The sequence below is a fragment of the Polyangium sp. 6x1 genome, from assembly GCF_029946515.1.
Classification (GTDB): domain Bacteria; phylum Myxococcota_A; class Polyangia; order Polyangiales; family Polyangiaceae; genus Polyangium.
This window is the reverse complement of the sequence record NZ_JARZHH010000073.1, coordinates 1-19,690: the sequence shown is the minus strand read 5'-3', so window position 1 is coordinate 19,690 and position 19,690 is coordinate 1. Positions and strand designations below refer to the sequence as shown.

Genomic DNA, 19,690 nt, shown 5'->3' with positions numbered 1-19,690 from the left:
CCGCGCGTTGAAAGGGGTTCTGGCACACAGGACCGGTCCGTCCGGCCGCTTGGGCGCGTTCTAGCGCAGTTTTACGTCGCTTCCACGAGCTCGCGGAGCGAGACGGGCGAAAGCTCGGAGAGGCCGTGGATCTCGGCATAACTGCGCAGGACCTCGCCCGGACAGGCGGAGGCGAGCACGCAGCGGGCCTCGTGGGGGCACCGGATCGCGGAAGCATGGAAGGCCGCGTGTTCGGCCTCGCCGGCGCGGTGGCGGAAGCGCGGGTCGCGGTACTCGGTGCCGGGCAGCGGAGGCCGCTCGGCAGGAGCGTCGAGCCAGGCCCGCGGCGGCAGGCCGTGCTCGTGCATCCGTCGAAAAACCACACAAGGGACGACGCCCTGCACGTTCATGCGCGCGCCGCGCGCGAGCGCTCGGGACATCACCTCGGCCACGTCGCTCATGCGCGGCGCGGATGAAAAATACCGATCCGCGCGGGATTCGAAGCTCGGGTAGGGCATGTGCGGGAAAAAGGACAAACCCCGCTCGGCGGCGAATCGCGCGACGCCTTCGAGCTCGCCTGTGCCCTCGCGCGTGGCGACGCTGAGGATCCACACGGCGTCGGGCGAGACGCGGGCGAGCAGGTTCTCGAGGGCCCGGGCGACGAGGGCGTGCGCGCCCCTCCGGCCGACGATCCGGTCGTGCGCCTCGGGCGACACCGAATAAAGCGGCACGTGGAAGCGTTTGTCCTCGGGGAGGGCGGCGACGACGTCGTCGCAGAAGGCCGGATCGGCGAGGCGCGTGCACGGCGAGAAGACGTGCGCGGCGCGGTAGCCGAGGTCCTTCGCGCGGCGGAGGACGTCGAGGATCCGCGAATGCGCGAGCGGATCGTAGCCATTGATGCGGACGGCGCGCACGCCGCGCCGCCGGTTCGATTCGAGGTCGGCGAAGAGCCGGGCGAGCACGCGGTCGCCGCCGTCCTCGGCAGGGGCCGTCTCCTTGATCGAGCAGAACGCGCAGGATTGCTCGCAATCGGCGTCGATCGCGAGGTTCAGCACCTCGCTGTCGGCCGAAGGCTCGGCCTCCTCGGGCGCGGACGGCAAGAGGAGCGCCGGCGCGACGTCCGAAAGGATGTCCGGAAAAACGACGTCGAGGCCCTCGTGATCGCGCAATTGCAGGACGAACGCGACGAGCGCGCGGAGCTCGTCCGCGCCGACGGGATCGGCCGCGGCGAGCGAGAGGTGCTTGATCGAGAAATGCGCCGTCGTGGCGAACGCGGGCTTCGTGTCGTCGCGGCGCCCGACGAGGAGCAGCAGCCTGCGCGCGTCCGATTCCCGGCGGAAATCCAGCACGAGCTCGAGGCCTCCATCGTGGGATTTTTGCAAATACGAGCTGGGATAGACGTCGACGAGGGAAAACCCCGCGGCGGCGGGCGCGCCCTCGACGATCTCCGGCGAGAGCAGGGCGCGCAGGCCGTCGCGGCCGAAGAGCAGGCGGCCTCGCTCGCGGGAGCGGCCGAGCGCCTCGGCGATCGTCTTTCCCGGGCTCCGTTCGAGCAGCGCGTCGATCGAGGCCGCGACGGCCATCACGAGCCGCGAGACCTCTTCCCGCCGCTCGGGCGTGCGCTCGGCGATCGCGCCGCGGTACCGCACGGCCGAGCGCGCGAGCCGCCGGAACACGGGGCCGGGCGCGCCGTGCGGCAGGACCGTGACCTCGACCCAGTCCGCGCTGCCTTTCGCCTCGAACCGCGCCGTGAGCCGGTCGTCGCCTTCGAGCAGGATCGCCTTGCAGGAAAATCCCCCGAGCCGGAGCGGCACGAGGGCCATCTCCATGCCCGACGCCTCCGGCCGCGCGAGCGCCGTTTCGTTCGTGCTCAAACGGATCCCCCGCCGGCCTGGTCCCAGGCCTTCACCCACGCCGCGAACCGATCGATCGTGGCGCGGTCGCGGGCATAAATGCGCGATTGCTCGCTGTCGGGCACGTCCTCGGAGAAATACACGATATCGTACCGGGACGAACGCCGATACGCGGGTTCGGCCGGATCCGTGGGCGTGACGATGAACGAGAGGGTTCGTCCCTCCATTTCGAGCTCGACGACGGGCACGGTACGGCGGAACGTGCGGAGGCGGGCGCCCTTGTTTCGCCAACCCTCGGGGTTCGGGAAGGCGGGGCCGCCGAAATCACGGGCGAAGGCCGCGGAAAGGGCGTCCACGAGGCAAAGCATGACGTCGGGTTCGGACATGGGGCTCATCCGGAGGCGCGCGTGTCGCGCTCGAGGTCCTGGACGGCCCGGCCAAACGCCTCCGCATCGAGCTGCCGCAGGGCGAGGAGCGCGGCGACGCGGTGCAGGCGCGCCTCCGAGAGGTCCGACCGGACGAGGGCCTCGCGCGCCGATTGCGCCTGGCTTGCGCGGATCCGCGACGTCGCGCGCCCGAGCGAGAAGGCGCCGAGCAAAAGGAGGAGCGCGCCGACGCCGAGCAGGAGCGACGCGAGGAGCGCGCCCTCCGGAGCGAACAGGGCCCGAAACCCCGCAATGGAGGCGAGGACGACGACCCCCACGAGCGCGACGACCGCGCCGATCGCGCCGAGCCGATCCATCCACGCCGCCCGCGCGTGCTGTCGCATGGCGATCCCGCGGTGCAGATCGGCCTCGCGATCGAGCCGGACGGCGAGCTCCGCGAGTGGGTCGTCGCCCGCGAGCGAGGGCAGATCCGCCTGCGCGAGGATCTCCGAGGCCTGGGCCGCCGTCGGATCTTCGAGCGCGCGCATCGCCGTCCCCGCGCCGCTCTTCACGGCGCGCGCGGCCCGGTCCGCCGCGGGCGCGACGCGACCTTCGATCGCCGCGCCCACGTCGCGCGCCATCGTCTTCGCGCGGTCCTTGATCCGCGGGGCGCTCGGCTCGACGTCGCCGTCCTCGACCGATGCCACCTTGCCCCAGCCGCCGCGTCCTGCGCTCGTCGTCTCTTCCATGGCACAGCTCACTGCCCCACGATCGGGGCGGAAACGATACAGAAACGTCCCACGGGTGCCAAGCGTCGCCGCGCCGGGCGGGCGGGATCGACGGATGAACGACCCTTGCAGCGACCGGGCCGACTTCGTTAGAGTCGCCGATGCATGTGGGCCCGAGCGCATGGTTCCTCTCCCCGATGCGCACGCGTGTTCCCCTCGCGCCGCGCCCTCGCGCTCGCGGCCACGCTCGCGCTTGCCGGAGGGCTCGTGCAAGCCTCGGGATGCGGGCTCCGGGTCGCGGAGAGCCCGACGCAGCCGATCCCGTGTTTCCACGCGATGGACTGCCCGCCCTCGGACGATCCGTGTGTCGTGTCGACCTGCTTCGAGCAGCAGTGCGCGATGGTCGCGGCGGCGCAGAACACGGTCGTGCGGGATCAAAAAGCGGGCGATTGCCGCATGCAGGTATGCGACGGCAATGGCCACCCGATGGAGATCGACGACGACGTCGACGTGCCGGCCGACGACGGGAACGAGTGCACGGCCGCGGCTTGCAATCAGGGCGCAGGCGTGCACGCGCCCGTCGAGGTCGGCCAGACCTGCGGGGAAGGCGGCGTGTGCAACGGCAAAGGCGCGTGCGGCGCGTGCCTGCCGGGCGCCGAGCGCTGCGAGGGGAACGCGGTCGCGACGTGCAGCGAGGAGGGCGCGTGGGAGGAAGCCGCATGCCCCGCGGGACGCCCGATCTGCACGGGAAAGGCGTGCGTCGGGCTCCGTCACGTCGCGGCCGGCGGGGCGCATACCTGCGCGCTCTTCGAGGACGGATCGGCGCGTTGCTTCGGCGCCGCGGGCGTGCGGCGGGGCGCGTATGGAGCCCGGCCGGTCCCGGGCGTCGTGGGCGCGGTCGAGCTCGCGCTCGGGGGCGCGCATGCCTGCGCGCGACGTGCCGACGGGACCGCGCTTTGCTGGGGTCACAATGCATTCGGGCAGGTCGGCGACGGCACGACCGAGGGCCCTCGCCCGCCGACGCCTGTCCTCGGCCTTTCGGGCGCGACCGCGATCGCGGCGGGCGCGGCGCATACCTGCGCGATCGTGGACGGCGGCAAGGTCGTCTGCTGGGGACGCGGTGACCGCGGGCAGCTCGGCGGAAAACCCCCGGGGCCCGCGGCCAAACCCCCGGCGAGCGACGTCCCCTCGCCTCTGCCTGCGTCGCCGGGCGGCGCGCCTTCGCCCGTCGCGGGCCTCTTCGGCGCCACGAAAATCGCGCTCGGCGGCCGCCACGCCTGCGCGCTCGGGCCCGGCGGCCAGGTCGCCTGCTGGGGCGAGGACGAGAGCGGCGAGCTCGGCCTCTTCCGCCCGCCGTCGTCCCCCGCCAAACCCAGGCCCGGCCCGCGCCCCACGCCGCGCCTCGTCTCCGTCAAGGGGATCGAGGGCGCGATCGCGATCGCGCTCGGCGCCGCCTTCGGGTGCGCGCTGCTCGAAGACGGATCGGCGCGCTGCTGGGGCGACAATGCCGCGGGGCAGCTCGGCGATGGCACCACGGACCCGCGGGCGGAATCGGTCGTCGTCAAAGGCGTGGCCGGTGCCACGGCGATCGCGCTCGGCGCCGAGCATGGCTGCGTGCTGAAGGAGGGCGGCGCGGTGACGTGCTGGGGCAAGAACGATCGTGGCCAGCTCGGCGACGGCACCACCGAGGCGCGCCTCTCCCCCGCCTCCGTGCCTGGCCTCGCGCGCGTGCGCGCCCTTTCTGCGGGCGGCGCGCACACGTGCGTGATGCTCGACGACGGCGCGGCGCGATGCTGGGGCGGAAATGGCGCCGGCGAGGTCGGCGACGGCACGACCACGGATCGGGGCGCCCCCACGGCCGTCACGTGGTGACGATTTTATGACCCGCGACGCCTCTCGGAGGCGGCGCGCTCGGATATACTGCGGCTCGGCTCGGAGGTAAACGACATGAAGCTTTTCTGGGGTTGCTTGAGTTTGCTTACGATCGGCCTCGCCGTCGGCTGCAGCGCGACGGGGGGCGGCAGTAAATTCGACAATGAAGGCGGCAGCTCGGGGGACGGCGGCTCGGGTTCGGGGAACCAGGGAGGAGGCGGGGACGGCGGCGGCTTCATCCCCGGCGCGGGCGGCAGCGGCGCGTTCGGCCCCGGTGACGATTGCAGCGACGCGGCGAAGCTGATTTACGTCCTCTCGGACGCGAACGAACTTTACAGCTTCGATCCGCCGGCGAAGAAGTTCACGTACATCGGCGCGCTCGGCTGCCAGACCACGATGATGCCGAACTCGATGGCGGTCGATCGCGAAGCGGTCGCGTGGGTGAACTACGTCGAGTCCGACCCGTTCCTCGGGGACGACACGGCGGGCGTGATTTACAAGGTGAGCACGAAGGACGCGAGCTGCCAGCCGGCGCCCACGGTGCAGCTCCCCTCGAGTTGGTACCGCCTCGGAATGGGTTTTTCCACGAACGAAGGCGGCATGGGCGAGACGCTCTACGTGACGGGCACGGGTACGATCGGCGGGACAGACAGCCCCGGCCTCGGGAAGATCAACCCGCTCACGTTCGGCGTCGAGCCGGTCGCGAACTTCTCCCCCGGCACGTTCAAGGGCCAGAGCGCCGAGCTCACGGGCACGGGCGACGGCCGGCTCTTCGGGTATTTCACGACGTCCCCCGTGCAGGTCGGCCAGATCGACAAGACGAACGGCGCCGTGACGAAGCCCGTGCCGATCACGGGCCTGGAGACGCCCTCGGCGTGGGCGTTCTCGTTCTGGGGCGGATCGTTTTACCTCTATGCCGCCGCGGGCCTCAGCAATTCGAACGTGACGAAATACGACCCCACGACGGGCAACATCGACAACGCGTACATGTCCGACATCGGCTTCCGGATCGTCGGGGCCGGCGTCTCCACGTGCGCGCCGCTCGAGCCGCCGAAGTGACATGACGATCGGGCGCGGGGTGCAGGCGTTCGGCGTCACGGAGCGCGGTGTGCGGTTCCAGAACGACGACGCCTTCCGCATCCTCGGCGGGCCCTCCGGCCACGTGTGCGTCGTGGCGGACGGGATGGGCGGGCATGGCGCGGGAGACGTCGCCTCCGGGTTCGCCGTCTCCCTCACGACAGAATGTCTCGTCGCGCCGGGACAAGGCCCCGCGCCCGATCGTATTCGCGCAGCCATCGCCGCTGCCAACCGCGAAATCTTCCGCCGAAGCAACACGGAACGGCGGTTCCGTGGCATGGGCTCGACGGTAGCGCTCCTCTTTCTCCCGCAGGAAAGCCGGGTCGCCCATGTCGCGCACGTGGGCAACAGCCGGGTCTACCTCTATCGAGAGGGCGCGCTCCGGCGACTCACGGAGGACCATTCCCTCCGCGAGCTTTTCCGGCGAAACCCCGACAAGCGCGCCGAGCTCGACCTCCCGGAGGCCGACCTGGAGAGCATCGCCGCGGGCGTCGTCCTGCGCGCCCTCGGGATCCACGAGACCGTGGAGATCGACCTCGCAGAGGTCGAGGTTTGTCCGAACGACCGATTTCTCCTCTGCACCGACGGCCTCTGGGACCCGGTCGACGACGCCCGCATCGCCGAGTTGCTCCAGGAGGGCGGGGACGACGTGGAGGGGACGTGCCGGAGGCTCCTCGCGGAAACGAAGACCGTGGGAACATACGGGACGGACGAACTGTTCGGCGCGGACGACGTGGCGCTGGTCGTCGCGAGGGTGTTGACTTGCGACCCGTCTCGGACGTAGCGTGCCCCTGGTCTCGTTTCAGGAAAGGATCCCGGTCGTGCAACAGAATCCCGGTTATGGTGGTGGCTACGCTGGCGCGCAGGCTGGCGGCGCTTCGTTTCAGGTCATGACGATCGACGCTGGCTGCGGCGGTACCATCGAGCACAGCAAGATCTCCGACCTCGCGAACCAGATGGGCGCGCAGGGCTTCGTTCTCTCGCACGTCTTCATGGACGTCCGGAGCGCGTTCGGCCCGTTCTGCCCGAAGCGTTGTGCCGTGCTGGTCTTCAAGCGTGGCTGAGCCGTCATCCCCGCGTAGACTCGAGCTCGCGGGGGTGCCTCCGGCCGCGTTCGCACTGAGTGAGCTCGGTCGTTATCCTTCCTTTGCTCATCATCCGACCTGCGGGCGGCACGATCATCACCTCGTCCGCCCGTTTGGCGTGCCCTTGTGCCTGGGCTGTGCCTGCATGTACCCGGGCATCGCGGTCCCGCTCATCGCCCTTTTCTTCGTTTCACCCGCGCACGACATCACGACCGCTTTCTGGGTCGCGGTGGCGGCCCTCGGCTGCGCCGTGCCGACGTTCTTTCAGCCCTTCATCCAGCGTCGCTGGTACAAGATCCCCGCGCGCTTCCTCCTCGGCGTCGGCTTCGGCCTCGTCGCGAGCGCCGCGTGGATCCTCCCCTGGACGCTGGTTGGCTGGGCCATCCGCGCCGCGCTCGTCGCGATGACCCTCGGCCTCGGCACGGCGGCCTTGCGCCTCCGCGCCAAACGCCTCGACGACCCTTGCAAAAATTGCCCCTGGGGCGCCTTCCCGGTCTGCGCGCACAACCTTCCGGCGCTGCGCCGCATCCGGGAGCAGCAGGGGCCCGACCCGTTCGTCGACTCTTTGATCGCGGAGCTCGAGCCTCTCGCGCCCTACCCGCCTCGCCTCGGTGAGGCCCCCCCGGTCCCGCGGCCGGGCCAGTTCCAGTTCCACGCCCCGCCGCCGAACCTCTGATCGAAGCGAAGCTCAGCCTTCCGTGAAGGGATCGCTGCGCTTGCCGATCCACGCGGCGACCTTCGGCCAGATCTGCTTCGGGCCTTTGCTCGACGTGGACAAACCGATGTGGCCGACGGGGAAGCGCATGATCTCCTTGTCGCTGGAGCTCACGATGGAGTTCAGGATCTCGCTCGACTTGGGCGGCGCGATCGTGTCGTTTTCGGCGATGATGTTGAGCAGCGGGACCTTGATGTTCGAGAGGTCCACCGTCTGCCCGGCGACCTTCATGCGGCCGTGGCAGAAGTTGTTGTACTGGTAGCAATCCTTGATGTATTGCCGGTAAATCTCGCCGGGGAACTGCACGTTGTCCGAGGCCCATTGCTCCATGCCGAGGAACGTGGTGACGAAGTCGGGATCGTCGATCCGGCGGAACACCTCGAGCCATTTCGTCATGCGCTGGATCGGCGCCATCGACGAGAAGCCCGTCTCCATGAGCTCGATCGGCACGTTGCCGTAGGCGTCGACGAGCGCGTCCACGTCGAAGCGGCCCGGCTTCGTCCAGTCGGCGAAGACGCCGCCCTCGTGGAAATCGACCGGCGTCGCCTGCGCCACGAAATTGCGGAGCCCCTGCGGGTGCAGCGCCGCATAGGCGAGCGCCATCGTGCCGCCCATGCAGTAGCCGTACATCGTGAGGTCCTTCGCGCCGCTGAGGCGAAGCGTCCACTTCACGGCGTTCTTGATGAGCACGTTGAGCACGTCGTCCCAGCCCACCCGCCGCTCGGCCGAGCCGGGCGTGCCCCAGTCGATCGCGTAGACGTCGTAGCCCTGGCCGACCATGAATTCGATGAGGCTGCGGCCGGGCAAGAAGTCGAGGATGTAATAGCGATTGATGAGCGAGTAGACGAAGAGGATCGGCGTCGCGTGCTTGCGCGTGGTGGGCTCGAAGCGGAGCAGGCGCATCTTGCCGTTCGTGTAGACCACCTTGTGCGGGGTCGGGGCGAGCGGGGGCTCGCCGACGTCCGCGGCGCGGAGGATGAACGGTTTTACGTAATGGTACGGGCTCATCGAGCCCTTCTGCGCGGCCTGCAGGATCTCGCGCGAGAGATCGATCTGACCCGACACGAAGGAGCGGAGGCGCTGGGTGGTCGATTGCGTCGTCATGGGTCCTTCTCCTCGTCAGGAGGGGCGATCGGTCGCCGCGCTGCCGGTGGCGTTCGTCCGCGGAGCCTCGCCCCCTTGCGCCAGGGCACGATTCTTTTCGAGCGCATCGATCACGAGCTCGAGCTGCGACGAGAGCGCCTCGATCTGATTGCGGACGTCGCGCACTTCCTCGCGCAGATCGTCCATCTCCGTCGAGGTCGGCAATCGGAGGAGGTGGAGCCAGTTCTCCTGGGCCTCGACGTACGCCTTGCGGGCGCGCAGGGCGCGGTTCAGGGTGCCGCCCACGAGGTCCAGGTACCGCTCGTTGCGGCCGAGACGATCGAACGCCTTGGTCATGCCTTTTTCGGCGGCGACGAACGCCTTGCCCGTCGGCGTCTCCGGCCCGAGCCAGTGCCCGAGGCCCTTCACCACGCGGGTCAAGAGCTTCGGTTCTTTCTTCGTTGCCACGGCATCCTCTCCCTCTCGCGCCTTCACCGCGCGTACTTTTCTTTCAGCTCTCTCTTCAAAATCTTGCCGGCCGCCGAGATCGGCATCGCGTCGACGAAGAGGACCGATTTCGGGACCTTGTATTTCGCGAGGTGATCGCGGCAATGGGCCAGGATCGCCTCCTCGGTCGCGCTCTCCCCTGGCTTCGTGACCACGATGGCCCGGCCGACCTCGCCCCATTTCTCGTCCGGAACGCCGATCACGGCGACCTGCGCCACGGCCGGGTGCTCGTACAGGACCTTTTCGATCTCGGCCGGGTAGACGTTCTCGCCGCCCGAGATGAACATGTCCTTCTTGCGGTCGGCGATGTAATAGAACCCGTCCTCGTCGACGCGCGCCATGTCGCCCGTGTGGAACCAGCCCTCCGCGTCCACGGACGCACGCGATGCTTCGGGATTGTTGAAATACCCCGAACACGCGCTCGGGCCCTTCAGCACGAGCTCGCCGACCTCGCCCGCGGGCAAGGGGCGGTTGTCGTCGTCGACGATACGAACGTCGATGAAATAGTTCGGCTTGCCGATGCTGCCGGCCTTCGTCTCGGCGTATTCGGGGTCCATCGAGAAGATGCCCGGGCCGAACTCGGTCATGCCGAAGCCTTGCTTGAAGACGACGCCGTGTTTTTCCCGATACGCGCGGATGATCGGCACGGGCAGGGGCGCACCGCCGCTCGTCAAGAAGCGCAGCGAGGAGAGCTTCGCCGATTCGAAATGCGCCGATTGCATCATCATCTGGTATTGCGTCGGCACGCAGAAGAGCACCGTCGCCTTCTCGCGCTCGATGAGCGAGAGCATGTCGTCGGCGGTCCATTTGCGCATGATGACCACCGTCCCGCCGAGCGTGAGCAGGGGCAGCGTGTAAACGAAGAGCGCGCCCGTGTGGAACATCGGCGTGTGCGTGAGCGTCACGTCCCCGCGCGAGAGCTCGTGGATCACTGTGTTCAGCGTGTTCCACGCGATCATCCGGTAGGAGATCTTCGCGCCTTTCGGCAGGCCCGTCGTGCCGCCCGTGAAGAGCAAGCAGACGATGTCCTCGGCCTCCACCGCGTCGTTTTTCACGGGCCGCGCCTCGCGCGTCTGCACCGTCGCCGCATAGGGGCGGCTCCCCTCGATTCCCTCGCCGTCGAGGTGCAGCCACGTCTTGACGGACGCGCAATCCGATTGACCCGCGATCTCGCCGATACCGGCGCGGAAGTCGTCGCCGAAGATCATCACCTTCGGCTCGGTCTGGTAGACGAGCTCGGCGATTTCACGCGGGTGGCTGCGCCAGTTGAACGGCACGAGCACCGCGCCGAGTTTCGCGCACGCGAAAAACGCGTCGAGGAACTCGACGCCGTTCATCGCGAGGATCCCCACGCGATCGCCCTTGGAGACCGCGGCCTCGTCCCGCAGGAAGCCGGCGAGCCGATTCGCGCGGCGGTTCATTTCGCGATACGAAAAGCGGCCCGCGTCCCCTTTGGCCACGTCGACGACGGCGAGCGATTCCGGGAAATATCGCTCACCCCGCTCCATCCAGTCCCCGATGTACATGCTCTCGTTCTCCGCTCGCCGGCGCGCTCGCCCGCGTTTCGCCTGGACAGAGCCGAGCTTACGCGAGCTCGTCGTGGCTTGGAAGTCCGCTCAAAGGAAGGGCGCGCCGAACGTGTCGCCCGCGCGCTTCGTCGCCTCGAACGCCATGCGCTGCCATTCCGCGGCGATCCGCGCGCCGTAGAGCAGCGACGCCTGGCCGATGCGCGCCATGCCCCGCAAGACCACGCCGATCTGCGCCGCGCCCGCCGTCTCCAGCGCGTCGAGCCCCTCGAACAGGTCGGCCGTCGCGCTCCGTCCCCGGTAGACCTCGCGGTTTTGCTGCACCTGCGAATCCGCCCGTTCGCTCATCGTCTGCTCCTCACCCCTTCAGGATCGCCTTGAATTCACGGCAAATCCCGTCCGTCGGCAGCCGAACCTAAACCCCGGCTTTCCGGGTGTCAAGCAAACCTTGTTGCACTGCAACAATACTCAGGGCTCGCGACGCTTCTTGCCGACGATGCGCTTCAGCTCGTCGAGCTCGCGGCGGAGCGCGGCGATCTCCTCGGCCTGCTCGTCGCGTTCGTTCGGGTCGGCCGGAGGGGCCTCGTCCTCGGGCGCAGGCTCGCGCGGCGAGGACCACGGCGCGTTCTTGCCGCCGCCGAGCATCGCGTTGAGGAAAGGTAGCGCGCCGAGGGGGCCGATCGGAAAGACACGCGCGCCCTTCTTCGCGAGCAAGTAGATGTCGAGCGCCCAGATCACGGTGCGCTCGAAGAACTCGGCCAGCGCGTCGTCGCCCATGCGGATGAGCTGGCGCAGGAGCGGCACCGGCAAGAGGCGCGCGGCGCCGCGGCTCTCCAGGATGATCTGCGCGAGCGTCGACTGCGTCAGGTCGCGGCCGGTCTTCGCGTCGACGACCTCGACGTCGTCGCCACGCCGGACGCGCGCCTCGACCTCTTCGAGCGTGACGTAACGACTCGCCTCGGTGTCGTACAGCCTCCGGTTGCCGTACTTCTTCACGACCATGCGGACGGTCGTACACCCCGATCGTCCAGATCGCAATGGCCTGCTGCGCCGCAACAATGCACGCGAGCCATTCCAGCGCGCGCGCGGCTTTGCTACGCAGGGCGCCATGCATCTCGGCGACTGGCTCGGACGACGCGCGGCGCTCTGCCCCGACAAGGTAGCGCTGCTCGACAATGGAGCAGGGGGGCGGGCCGTGACGTACCGGGCCTGGGATCGCACCGCGAACCGGACGGCGCATTTCCTGCGAGAGCGGCTCGGGGTGCGGCGCGGTGATCGGGTCGCGGCGCTCGCGATGAACGACGTCGCGATGCTCGATCTCTGGTTCGCCTGCGGCAAGCTCGGCGCGATCTTCACGCCGCTGAACTACCGGCTGACGCCCGGCGAGCTCGGCCAGTACCTCGCCGCGACGAGCCCCGAGGTGCTCGTCTACGGGCCCGAGTTCGCCGCGACGAGCGAGGCGCTCCGGCGCGAGACGAGCTTCGTCCCGCGCGCTTTCGTGGCGATGCGCGGCGCGTCACGGGCGCGCGGGGACGACGTGGATCTCGGCGAGCGCGACGCCGCCGTGGACCGGCCGCCGCCGGCGTTGCAGATCGGCTGGGACGAACCCTGGGTGCTCTGCGGGACGGGCGGGACGACGGGCACGCCGAAGGCCGCGATGCTGACGTACCGGTCGATCACGGCGAACGCGGTGAACACGATCTCGAGCTGGGGTCTGTCGTCCTCGGACGTGGCGCTGCTCAACGCGCCGCTCTTCCACACGGGTGGCCTGAACGTGTTCACGGCGCCGCTCGTGCTCGCGGGCGGCACGTCCGTGGTCTGTCGCGCCTTCGATCCGGACGAGGTCTACGCGGGCGTGCGCGACCAGGGCGCGACCGTGTTCTTTGGTGTTCCAACGATGTTCCTCTCGCTGTCGCAGCATCGTCGGTTCGCCGAGCGGGAGCTCGGGGGCTTGCGCATCTGCATCAGCGGCGGCGCGCCGTGTCCGGAGCCGCTGTTCCACACGTACTGGGAGCGAGGGATCGACCTGAAGACGGGCTACGGGCTGACGGAGGCGGGGCCGAACAACTTCTGGCTGCCGCCCGCGGACGTGCGTCGGAAGGTCGGATCGGTGGGCGCGCCGCTGTTCTTCGTGGAGGCGCGGGTCGTCGACGCGGCGCGTGAGCCAGTGCGTCCGGGCGAGGTGGGCGAGCTCGAGGTGCGCGGTCCGCACGTCTTCGGCGGCTACTGGGGCCGGCCCGAGGAGACGGCGAAGGTGATCGTGGACGGCTGGCTACGCACGGGGGATCTCGCGCGGTGCGACGAAGACGGGCATTTCTACATCGCGGGCCGCAGCAAGGATCTGCTGATTTCCGGGGGCGAAAACGTGTATCCGGCCGAGATCGAAGCGGTGCTCGCGGCGCACCCGTCGGTCGCGGAGGCGGCGCTCATCGGCGTGCCGCACGAGAAATGGGGCCAGGTGGGCCGGGCGATCGTGGTGCTCGCGCCGGGCGCGTCGCCCGACGCCGAGTCGATCCTCGCGCACTGCCGCGCGCGGCTCGCGAAGTACAAGGTGCCGCAGTCGGTCGTGTTCGCCCCCGAGCTGCCGCGCACGGGCGCCGGCAAGATCGACAAGAAAGCGCTGGAAAAGCAGCACGGCTGAGCGCCGCGCGTGCTCAGGCGGTGGCGCGTGGAGGCAACGCGGCGCGGACCTGATCGACGAGGTGCGCTTCAGGGAGGTGCTTGGGAACCGCGCCGTGCACGCCCATCACCTTCGCGAGGCGCTCGAGGGGCCCGGGCTCCATGTCGCTGCAGAGCAGCACCTTCACCCCGCCGCGGCCGAAGGCGTCGCGGATCATGCGGACGAGCAGCGGGCCGTCGAGCTTCGGCATGTTGACGTCGAGGAGCACGACGTCGCAGAGCGTCTCCCGGATGGCCTGCAAGCTGCCGAAGGGGCCGCGGTGGAACCGTGCGGTGAAACCCGCGCTCTCGAGGGTGCGCACGGCGCTGGCGCCGAAGACCGCGTCGTCGTCGATGATCAGGATGCGCGGCATCGGACCGTCCTTCCGTGGGCGTTCCCCGGGGCGAGCGAGCAAGCTCACCGCGCCGTGCCGACGGACGCGGCCTTGCTCAGGCCGAACCAATGAGAGTCGTGCTTTCCCTCCGGCGCCGAGGTAACCCACCAAACGTGCGTCAGTTGTTTGGCGCGTGGTCATTGCGGGTATAGCTCCTCCGTTGGGGCGTCAAGAGCGTTTTCCAGCCGGATGCTTGTCCTACGTTTGTCTAACGTATGGATTGATTGTTCAAGGTTTGAAACTCATACGCAAGCGAAATTCTGGCGCAATTTTCGGACTGTGACGGTTCGTACAGAAAGGACTGGACAGGCGCAAAAGGGCCGTACGCCCCGGGCGCCGCGCGAGGTGTGAGGTGGGCGTCGACGAGCGCTCGGGCCTGGGGTATGGCTTGCCCGTCGCCATGACGTTCCAAGACATCATCCTGACGCTCCAGCGCTTCTGGGCCGAGCGCGGCTGCCTCATCGTGCAGCCCTACAACTCCGAGGTCGGCGCAGGCACGTACAACCCCGCGACGTTCCTCCGCGCGCTCGGACCGGAGCCGTGGAACGTGGCCTTCGTGGAGCCCTCGCGCAGGCCCTCGGACGGCCGCTACGGCGAGAACCCGAACCGCGCGCAGCAGTTCCACCAGTTCCAGGTGATCCTGAAGCCGAGCCCGCTGAACATCCAGGAGCTCTACCTGGAGTCGCTGCGCGCGCTCGGCACGGACCCCTTGCAGCACGACGTGCGCTTCATCGAGGACGACTGGGAGTCGCCGACGCTCGGCGCCTGGGGCCTCGGCTGGCAGGTCTGGCTCGACGGACAGGAGATCTCGCAGTTCACGTACTTCCAGCAGATCGGCGGCATCGACTGCAAGCCGATCTCGGGCGAGCTGACGTACGGGCTCGAGCGCATCGCGATGTACCTGCAAGACAAGGACAGCATGTACGACCTCGACTACTCGCGCGCAGGCGGGCAGGTCGTGCGCTACGGCGAGCTGTTCCAGCGGGCCGAGTGGGAGTGGTCCACGTACAACTTCGAAGAAGCCGACGTGGAGGAGCACTTCGCAGCGTTCGACAAGTGCGAGTCCGAAGCGAAGCGGCTGCTCTTCCGAGGCGTCGACGCGACCGCGAAGGGCGCGAAGCCCGACCCGAAGAAGGCGCTCGTGATGCCCGCCTACGACTTCGTGGTGAAGGCAGCGCACCGCTTCAACGTGCTCGACGCGCGCGGCGCGATCAGCGTGACGGAGCGGCAGAGGTTCATCGGTCGCGTGCGCGGGCTCGCGAGGCTCGTGGCCGAGAGCTACCTGGCGCAGAGGGAAGCGCTCGGGTATCCGCTGATGCCGAAGGTGGCCGAAGCGGCGGAGTAGCAGCCCGCGAAGGTTGGCAGCGCCGGGGGGGTTGGGGCAGAGTGGCGGGCGTATGGCTCGTCCGAAGATCGTCCTGACGGAACAGTTGAACTTGCCCGCGCGCAAGGCGCGGGAGGTTCGTGCTGCGTGTGACCCTCGGTTCGATCTCGTCGACAAGGACCTGCGGCTCCTGCGTACCGACCTGTCCGCGGTGCGAGGAGGAAGCCGGACGAAGCGCATGGAGGAGTGCATCCGGGGCGCGCTCGTCGGCACCTACCAGGTGCAGCTCCTCAGCGGGCATCCTGGCAGCGGGAAGTCCACCGAACTCCGCTGGCTGGAGGGGGAGCTTCGCAAGACCAAGGACGACATCGCGTTTCATGTGCTCTTCGTGGACATCCAGGAGTACCTCGACGTCCGCGACGTCCAGCTCCCGGATTTCGTGACGGCGCTCTTCGCTGCGCTCCTCGACGATCCGCTCCTCGGCCTCCTCATCGACAAATCCACGGTCGCGAAGCAGACGGCCCGCAGGATGTGGAAGCGTGTGGTCTCCTGGCTCGCGGCCATTGGGTTGACGCTGGAGGCCGAGATCCCCGTCGGTGAAGCGAAGGTCAAGCTGGGTGTCATGAAGTCGCCCGGCGTGCAGAAGCGATTTCGCGACGTGAGCCGCGACCACATCATCTCGTTGATCACGGAGCTGCGAGAGCTGCTTCAGGCGCTTCGTCCGGTGATGGCCGAACAAGGGTTCGACGACCTGGTCATCATCGCGGACAACCTGGAGCGTGTGGAGCGCCTACCGCTCGACGACGGGAGCAAGCGCACGACCCACGATTTGTTTTTCCTCGAGCAATTGCCTTTGATTCAGGACGCCGACGTTCACATCATCGTGACCATCCCTGTTTCGCTGCATTTCACCCAGGGGCGCTTACGACAGGCCTTCAGCGCGCCGAGTGACGTGGTCCTGCCGATGATCACGGTCCGCAAGCGAGGTCCGGACGTGGATGTGCCGGACGAAGCAGGCATTGCCGCGCTGCGGGGGCTGCTCGAAAAGCGTATCGCCCTGCCCGTGGTGTTCGCGGACGAGGACGCGATTCGTCATGCCATCATGCAATCCGGCGGCTGCCTTCGAGACTTGTTCCGCATCGTGACGACGGGAGCGCTGAACAAGCCCACGCTCGGCCTCACGCGGGCGGACGTGGACGATGTCGTGCGAGAGTTCGGGAGCAACATGGAGCGGCTCCTTCAGGGACGAGGCTTCTTGCGCGAGCTGCATCATGTCGTCAGGACGGGGTCGTTCCCGGACGACTTCGACGACGACCTGCGGCAATGGCTGCTCTACGAGCTCATCGTGCTCGAATACAACAAGGACACGTGGTACGACGTGCACCCGTTCGCCCGACGCACGCGCGCCTTCCAGGACGCGGGGAAGGCGAAGGCGCCTGCATGAACCGCATCGCGCTCGACATCGATTCGAACGGTCGAGCGGAGGTTCTGCGCGAGGCGCTCGCGGGCAGCCTCGGGTTCACGATGATCTTCATTCACGCGCCCCCGGGGCCGGTGCGGGAGGAAATCCTGGCGCGGTTGCGAGGGTGGGCGGGCCAGGACGAGGTGCCGCCGCTCGTGGAGGTGGACCTTGGGCCGGGGGAGTGGCCTCATTATCGATTGCGGGCTCTCGGGCTCGAAGATGCCGAGCGGACGATGGTCGTGCTGACGGGGCTGGAGCAGCACATCGTGGGGGATCAAGCGTCCCCGCCGCTGGCGAGCTTCAACTTCGCGCGGGATGCGCTGCCGAAATGGCTTCCGGGGCCGCTCGTCATCGTGGCTTCGGACGAGGCGTTCGTGGCGCTCTCGCTGAGCGCGCCGGATCTGGTGAGCTGGCGTGCGTATGAGCTGACGGTGCACGCAGCGGACGGGAGGCCGAAGAGCGAACCGCCGGCGAGGATGTTGCAGTACGAGTTCCCGGATCCGGACGCCGCGGCGGAGGTGGAGAGGTTATCGGGGATCTTGCAAGGGGTGCTCGAACGGAAGACGGGGCATTCGGAGATCGAGGCGGCGCGGTTGCGGCTTCGGCTGGGGCAGGCGCTCGTGCGGGCGTACCGGTACGCGGAGGCGGAGGAGGAGCTCTCGCGGGCGGTCGAAGCGTTCGAGGCGGAGGGGCGGGACGGGGAACGGGCGGAGGGGTTGTTCTGGTTGGGGCAGAGCGCGTACATGCGCTCTGATCACGACGTCGCTCGCGCTCGCGACGGACAGGCCCTCCCGCTCTTCCGAAAGGTCGGCGACGTCCTCGGCGAGGCCAACTGCATCAAGAGCCTCGGCGACATCGCCCTCCGACGCTCCGATCACGACGCCGCACGCGCTCGCTACGAACAGGCCCTCCCGCTCTACCAAAAGGTCGGCGACGTCCTCGGAGAGGCCAACTGCATCAAGCGCCTCGGCGACATCGCCGTCCACCGCTCCGATCACGACGCCGCACGCGCTCGCTACGAACAGGCTCTCCCGCTCTACCAAAAGGTCGGCTCCGTCCTCGGAGAGGCCAACTGCATCCGAAGCCTCGGCGACATCGCCCTCCGACGCTCCGATCACGACGCCGCACGCGCTCGCTACGAACAGGCCCTCCCGCTCCACCAAAAGGTCGGCGACGTCCTCGGCGAGGCCAACTGCATCAAGAGCCTCGGCGACATCGCCCTCCGACGCTCCGATCACGACGCCGCACGCGCTCGCTACGAACAGGCCCTCCCGCTCCACCAAAAGGTCGGCGACGTTCTCGGCGAGGCCAACTGCATCGAGCGCCTCGGCGACATCGCCCTCTACCGCTCCGATCACGACGCCGCACGCGCTCGCTACGAACAGGCTCTCCCGCTCCACCGAAAGGTCGGCGACGTCCTCGGAGAGGCCAACTGCATCAAGAGCCTCGGCGACATCGCCCTCCGACGCTCCGATCACGACGCCGCACGCGCTCGCTACGAACAGGCCCTCCCGCTCTACCGAAAGGTCGGCGACGTCCTCGGCGAGGCCAACTGCATCCGAAGCCTCGGCGACATCGCGTGCGCAGACGGCGAGGACGACACGGCGCGCGCCCGGTTCGAGCAGGCCCTCCGGCTGTACCAGCGCATCGCCGAGCCCTTCTCCATCGGCTGGACCCACGTGCGCCTCGCCGACCTCGCTCCCACCGAAGCCCTCCGCCAGCACCACCTCGAAGCCGCCCGCGCCGCCTGGTCCAGCATCGGGCGCGATGACCTCGTCGCAACCCTTCCACTGCCGTAGCACGCAGGGCGACGACGCCCTCCGCGAACGTGACCACGCCCTCCGCGAACGTGACCACGCCCTCCGCGAACGTCACCACGCCCTCCGTGAACGTGTCCACGCCCTTCGCGAACGGGTCCACGCCCTCCGCGAACGTGACCACGTCCTCCGCAAACGTGACCACGCCCTTCGCGAACGTGACCACGCCCTCCGCGAACGTGACCACGCCCTTCGCGAACGTGACCACGCCCTCCGCGAACGTGACCACGCCCTCCGCGAACGTGACCACGTCCTCCGCAAACGTGACCACGCCCTTCGCGAACGTGACCACGCCCTCCGCGAACGTGACCACGCCCTTCGCGAACGTGACCACGCCCTTCGCGAACGTGACCACGCCCTCCGCGAACGTGACCACGCCCTCTGCGAACGTGTCCACACCCTTCGCGAACGGGTCCGCGCCCTCCGCGAGGGCGTCCACGCCGTCACTCGTCCGGAATGAAATCGCGCCGCGTGCAGATCGAAACCACCGGCAAGCCTGCCTGACGGATCGCCTCGGCCCCGCCTTCGAGCCGATCCACGATCGCCACCACGCCCACCACGCGCGCGCCCGCCGCCGTGATCTTGTCGACGGCCTTCAGCGTCGAGCCGCCCGTCGTGATCACGTCCTCCAGCATCACGACCGACATCCCCGGCACGAGCGCGCGATCCCCCTCGATGAGCCGCTTCGAGCCGTGGTCCTTCGCCTCCTTGCGCACGTAGAGCGCCGGGAGCGGGCGGCCTCGGACGAAGCTCGTCAGCGAGACGGCGCTCGCGAGCGGGCAGCCGCCGAGCTCCACGCCCGCGACCGCGTCGCATCGCGGGAGGCCGTCGAGCGCGTCGAACATGAGCGCGCCGAGGAGGAAGTGCCCCTCGGCGGTCAAGGCCGTCTGCTTGCAGTCGATGAAGAAGTCGCTCTCGCGCCCGGAGGCGAGCACGACTCGTTTGCGTTCAAATGATCGTTCGCGGAGCAGCTCGACGAGCCGCTCTCGCTCGGTTTTGCTCACTTCGCGCCCTTACCGCGCCTGATCTGCGCCTTGGCACCCTTGGGCACCGCGGGCACGACCGGGGGCGGGGGGCCGCCCGAATTCTCGACGGGAGCGCTCTCCGGCGCTTCCTCGCCCGCCGCGAGCGCAGGCTCGGCCGCAGGCGCAGGAGGCGGCGCGACAGGCGCAGGCGCCGGGCGGGCCGGGGCCGGGCGAGGCGCAGGACGCGCAGGGGCAGGCGCAGGCGCCGGGCGGGCCGCA

At 68.9% G+C, this 19,690-nt stretch carries 19 protein-coding genes and 1 pseudogene; 9 read left to right on the top strand and 11 right to left on the bottom strand.

Translation table 11 applies throughout. The features are described from left to right. Positions 1–71: 71 nt before the first annotated feature. The 3 genes from QHF85_RS41230 to QHF85_RS41220 are packed head-to-tail and all read right to left on the bottom strand — an operon-like array spanning position 72 to position 2,946. Positions 72–1,853 (bottom strand): radical SAM protein, encoded by a 1,782-nt coding sequence (locus tag QHF85_RS41230; protein WP_281332932.1) that lies wholly within the window; start codon positions 1,851–1,853, stop codon positions 72–74. Then, positions 1,850–2,218, bottom strand: coding sequence for a hypothetical protein (locus QHF85_RS41225; RefSeq protein ID WP_281332931.1), 369 nt, complete (start codon positions 2,216–2,218; stop codon positions 1,850–1,852). Before QHF85_RS41225 ends, QHF85_RS41230 begins: the two co-directional genes overlap by 4 nt. Before the next feature lie 5 nt (positions 2,219–2,223). Then, positions 2,224–2,946 (bottom strand): hypothetical protein, encoded by a 723-nt coding sequence (locus QHF85_RS41220; protein WP_281332930.1) that lies wholly within the window; start codon positions 2,944–2,946, stop codon positions 2,224–2,226. 186 nt (positions 2,947–3,132) lie between these two features. Here QHF85_RS41220 and QHF85_RS41215 point away from each other — a divergent pair, with 186 nt between their 5' ends. The 5 genes from QHF85_RS41215 (at position 3,133) to QHF85_RS41195 (ending at position 7,635) form a co-directional block, all read left to right on the top strand. Further along, a complete protein-coding gene (locus tag QHF85_RS41215) occupies positions 3,133–4,797 on the top strand; it encodes a hypothetical protein (protein WP_281332929.1) in 1,665 nt (554 codons plus the stop codon). A gap of 75 nt (positions 4,798–4,872) precedes the next feature. Continuing rightward, positions 4,873–5,856 (top strand): hypothetical protein, encoded by a 984-nt coding sequence (locus QHF85_RS41210; protein ID WP_281332928.1) that lies wholly within the window; start codon positions 4,873–4,875, stop codon positions 5,854–5,856. A 1-nt stretch (position 5,857) separates the two neighbouring features. Next, the gene (locus tag QHF85_RS41205) at positions 5,858–6,658 is read left to right on the top strand and encodes a protein phosphatase 2C domain-containing protein (RefSeq protein WP_281332927.1); all 801 of its coding nucleotides are present in this window, start codon (positions 5,858–5,860) and stop codon (positions 6,656–6,658) included. 37 nt (positions 6,659–6,695) lie between these two features. Then, positions 6,696–6,938 (top strand): hypothetical protein, encoded by a 243-nt coding sequence (locus QHF85_RS41200; protein WP_281332926.1) that lies wholly within the window; start codon positions 6,696–6,698, stop codon positions 6,936–6,938. A gap of 166 nt (positions 6,939–7,104) precedes the next feature. Further along, positions 7,105–7,635 (top strand): hypothetical protein, encoded by a 531-nt coding sequence (locus QHF85_RS41195; protein WP_281332925.1) that lies wholly within the window; start codon positions 7,105–7,107, stop codon positions 7,633–7,635. Between the two features lie 12 nt (positions 7,636–7,647). On the opposite strand, the gene QHF85_RS41190 is transcribed toward QHF85_RS41195, so the two are convergent. From QHF85_RS41190 to QHF85_RS41170, 5 genes are all read right to left on the bottom strand, one after another. Further along, positions 7,648–8,778, bottom strand: a complete 1,131-nt coding sequence (locus QHF85_RS41190) for an alpha/beta fold hydrolase (protein ID WP_281332924.1) — start codon at positions 8,776–8,778, stop codon at positions 7,648–7,650. A gap of 15 nt (positions 8,779–8,793) precedes the next feature. Further along, complete coding sequence (locus tag QHF85_RS41185; RefSeq protein WP_281332923.1) at positions 8,794–9,225, bottom strand: hypothetical protein; 432 nt, start codon at positions 9,223–9,225, stop codon at positions 8,794–8,796. A 23-nt stretch (positions 9,226–9,248) separates the two neighbouring features. Further along, positions 9,249–10,790 (bottom strand): long-chain fatty acid--CoA ligase, encoded by a 1,542-nt coding sequence (locus QHF85_RS41180; protein ID WP_281332922.1) that lies wholly within the window; start codon positions 10,788–10,790, stop codon positions 9,249–9,251. Positions 10,791–10,880: 90 nt separating this feature from the next. Further along, a complete protein-coding gene (locus tag QHF85_RS41175; protein WP_281332921.1) occupies positions 10,881–11,138 on the bottom strand; it encodes a hypothetical protein in 258 nt (85 codons plus the stop codon). A 120-nt stretch (positions 11,139–11,258) separates the two neighbouring features. Continuing rightward, positions 11,259–11,792, bottom strand: coding sequence for a polyhydroxyalkanoate synthesis regulator DNA-binding domain-containing protein (locus QHF85_RS41170; protein WP_281332920.1), 534 nt, complete (start codon positions 11,790–11,792; stop codon positions 11,259–11,261). Positions 11,793–11,898: 106 nt separating this feature from the next. On the opposite strand from QHF85_RS41170, the gene QHF85_RS41165 reads away from it, so the two are divergent. Continuing rightward, entirely contained in the window at positions 11,899–13,431 is a 1,533-nt protein-coding gene (locus tag QHF85_RS41165; protein ID WP_281332919.1) for a long-chain fatty acid--CoA ligase, read from the top strand. A 13-nt stretch (positions 13,432–13,444) separates the two neighbouring features. Here QHF85_RS41165 and QHF85_RS41160 read toward each other — a convergent pair whose 3' ends face one another. After that, a complete protein-coding gene (locus QHF85_RS41160; protein ID WP_281332918.1) occupies positions 13,445–13,822 on the bottom strand; it encodes a response regulator in 378 nt (125 codons plus the stop codon). Positions 13,823–14,243: 421 nt separating this feature from the next. On the opposite strand from QHF85_RS41160, the gene glyQ reads away from it, so the two are divergent. From glyQ to QHF85_RS41145, 3 genes are read left to right on the top strand one after another with little or no spacing between them, the layout of a single operon-like run. Next, positions 14,244–15,188: a glycine--tRNA ligase subunit alpha gene (glyQ, locus tag QHF85_RS41155; RefSeq protein ID WP_281332917.1), complete on the top strand. Its 945-nt coding sequence runs from the start codon at positions 14,244–14,246 to the stop codon at positions 15,186–15,188. 52 nt (positions 15,189–15,240) lie between these two features. After that, the gene (locus tag QHF85_RS41150; RefSeq protein ID WP_281332916.1) at positions 15,241–16,611 is read left to right on the top strand and encodes a hypothetical protein; all 1,371 of its coding nucleotides are present in this window, start codon (positions 15,241–15,243) and stop codon (positions 16,609–16,611) included. Continuing rightward, positions 16,608–18,428, top strand: coding sequence for a tetratricopeptide repeat protein (locus QHF85_RS41145; RefSeq protein ID WP_281332915.1), 1,821 nt, complete (start codon positions 16,608–16,610; stop codon positions 18,426–18,428). The genes QHF85_RS41150 and QHF85_RS41145 overlap by 4 nt, the downstream gene beginning before the upstream one ends. A gap of 461 nt (positions 18,429–18,889) precedes the next feature. On the opposite strand, the gene pyrE is transcribed toward QHF85_RS41145, so the two are convergent. Together pyrE and QHF85_RS41135 are read right to left on the bottom strand one after the other, a co-directional pair. Then, entirely contained in the window at positions 18,890–19,450 is a 561-nt protein-coding gene (gene pyrE, locus QHF85_RS41140; protein WP_281332914.1) for an orotate phosphoribosyltransferase, read from the bottom strand. Then, positions 19,447–19,690 (bottom strand): annotated as a pseudogene (locus tag QHF85_RS41135) (hypothetical protein); the annotation flags it as partial. The pseudogene QHF85_RS41135 and the gene pyrE, both read right to left, overlap by 4 nt.

What these genes read in the sequence shown, in the direction of transcription:
- QHF85_RS41225 (WP_281332931.1), bottom strand. Translation starts at nt 2,218, where the DNA reads ATGTCCGAACCCGACGTCATGCTTTGCCTCGTGGACGCCCTTTCCGCG.
- QHF85_RS41220 (WP_281332930.1), bottom strand. Translation starts at nt 2,946, where the DNA reads ATGGAAGAGACGACGAGCGCAGGACGCGGCGGCTGGGGCAAGGTGGCA.
- QHF85_RS41210 (WP_281332928.1), top strand. Translation starts at nt 4,873, where the DNA reads ATGAAGCTTTTCTGGGGTTGCTTGAGTTTGCTTACGATCGGCCTCGCC.
- QHF85_RS41205 (WP_281332927.1), top strand. Translation starts at nt 5,858, where the DNA reads ATGACGATCGGGCGCGGGGTGCAGGCGTTCGGCGTCACGGAGCGCGGT.
- QHF85_RS41195 (WP_281332925.1), top strand. Translation starts at nt 7,105, where the DNA reads ATGTACCCGGGCATCGCGGTCCCGCTCATCGCCCTTTTCTTCGTTTCA.
- QHF85_RS41190 (WP_281332924.1), bottom strand. Translation starts at nt 8,778, where the DNA reads ATGACGACGCAATCGACCACCCAGCGCCTCCGCTCCTTCGTGTCGGGT.
- QHF85_RS41180 (WP_281332922.1), bottom strand. Translation starts at nt 10,790, where the DNA reads ATGTACATCGGGGACTGGATGGAGCGGGGTGAGCGATATTTCCCGGAA.
- QHF85_RS41175 (WP_281332921.1), bottom strand. Translation starts at nt 11,138, where the DNA reads ATGAGCGAACGGGCGGATTCGCAGGTGCAGCAAAACCGCGAGGTCTAC.
- QHF85_RS41170 (WP_281332920.1), bottom strand. Translation starts at nt 11,792, where the DNA reads ATGGTCGTGAAGAAGTACGGCAACCGGAGGCTGTACGACACCGAGGCG.
- QHF85_RS41165 (WP_281332919.1), top strand. Translation starts at nt 11,899, where the DNA reads ATGCATCTCGGCGACTGGCTCGGACGACGCGCGGCGCTCTGCCCCGAC.
- QHF85_RS41160 (WP_281332918.1), bottom strand. Translation starts at nt 13,822, where the DNA reads ATGCCGCGCATCCTGATCATCGACGACGACGCGGTCTTCGGCGCCAGC.
- glyQ (WP_281332917.1), top strand. Translation starts at nt 14,244, where the DNA reads ATGACGTTCCAAGACATCATCCTGACGCTCCAGCGCTTCTGGGCCGAG.
- QHF85_RS41150 (WP_281332916.1), top strand. Translation starts at nt 15,241, where the DNA reads ATGGCTCGTCCGAAGATCGTCCTGACGGAACAGTTGAACTTGCCCGCG.
- QHF85_RS41145 (WP_281332915.1), top strand. Translation starts at nt 16,608, where the DNA reads ATGAACCGCATCGCGCTCGACATCGATTCGAACGGTCGAGCGGAGGTT.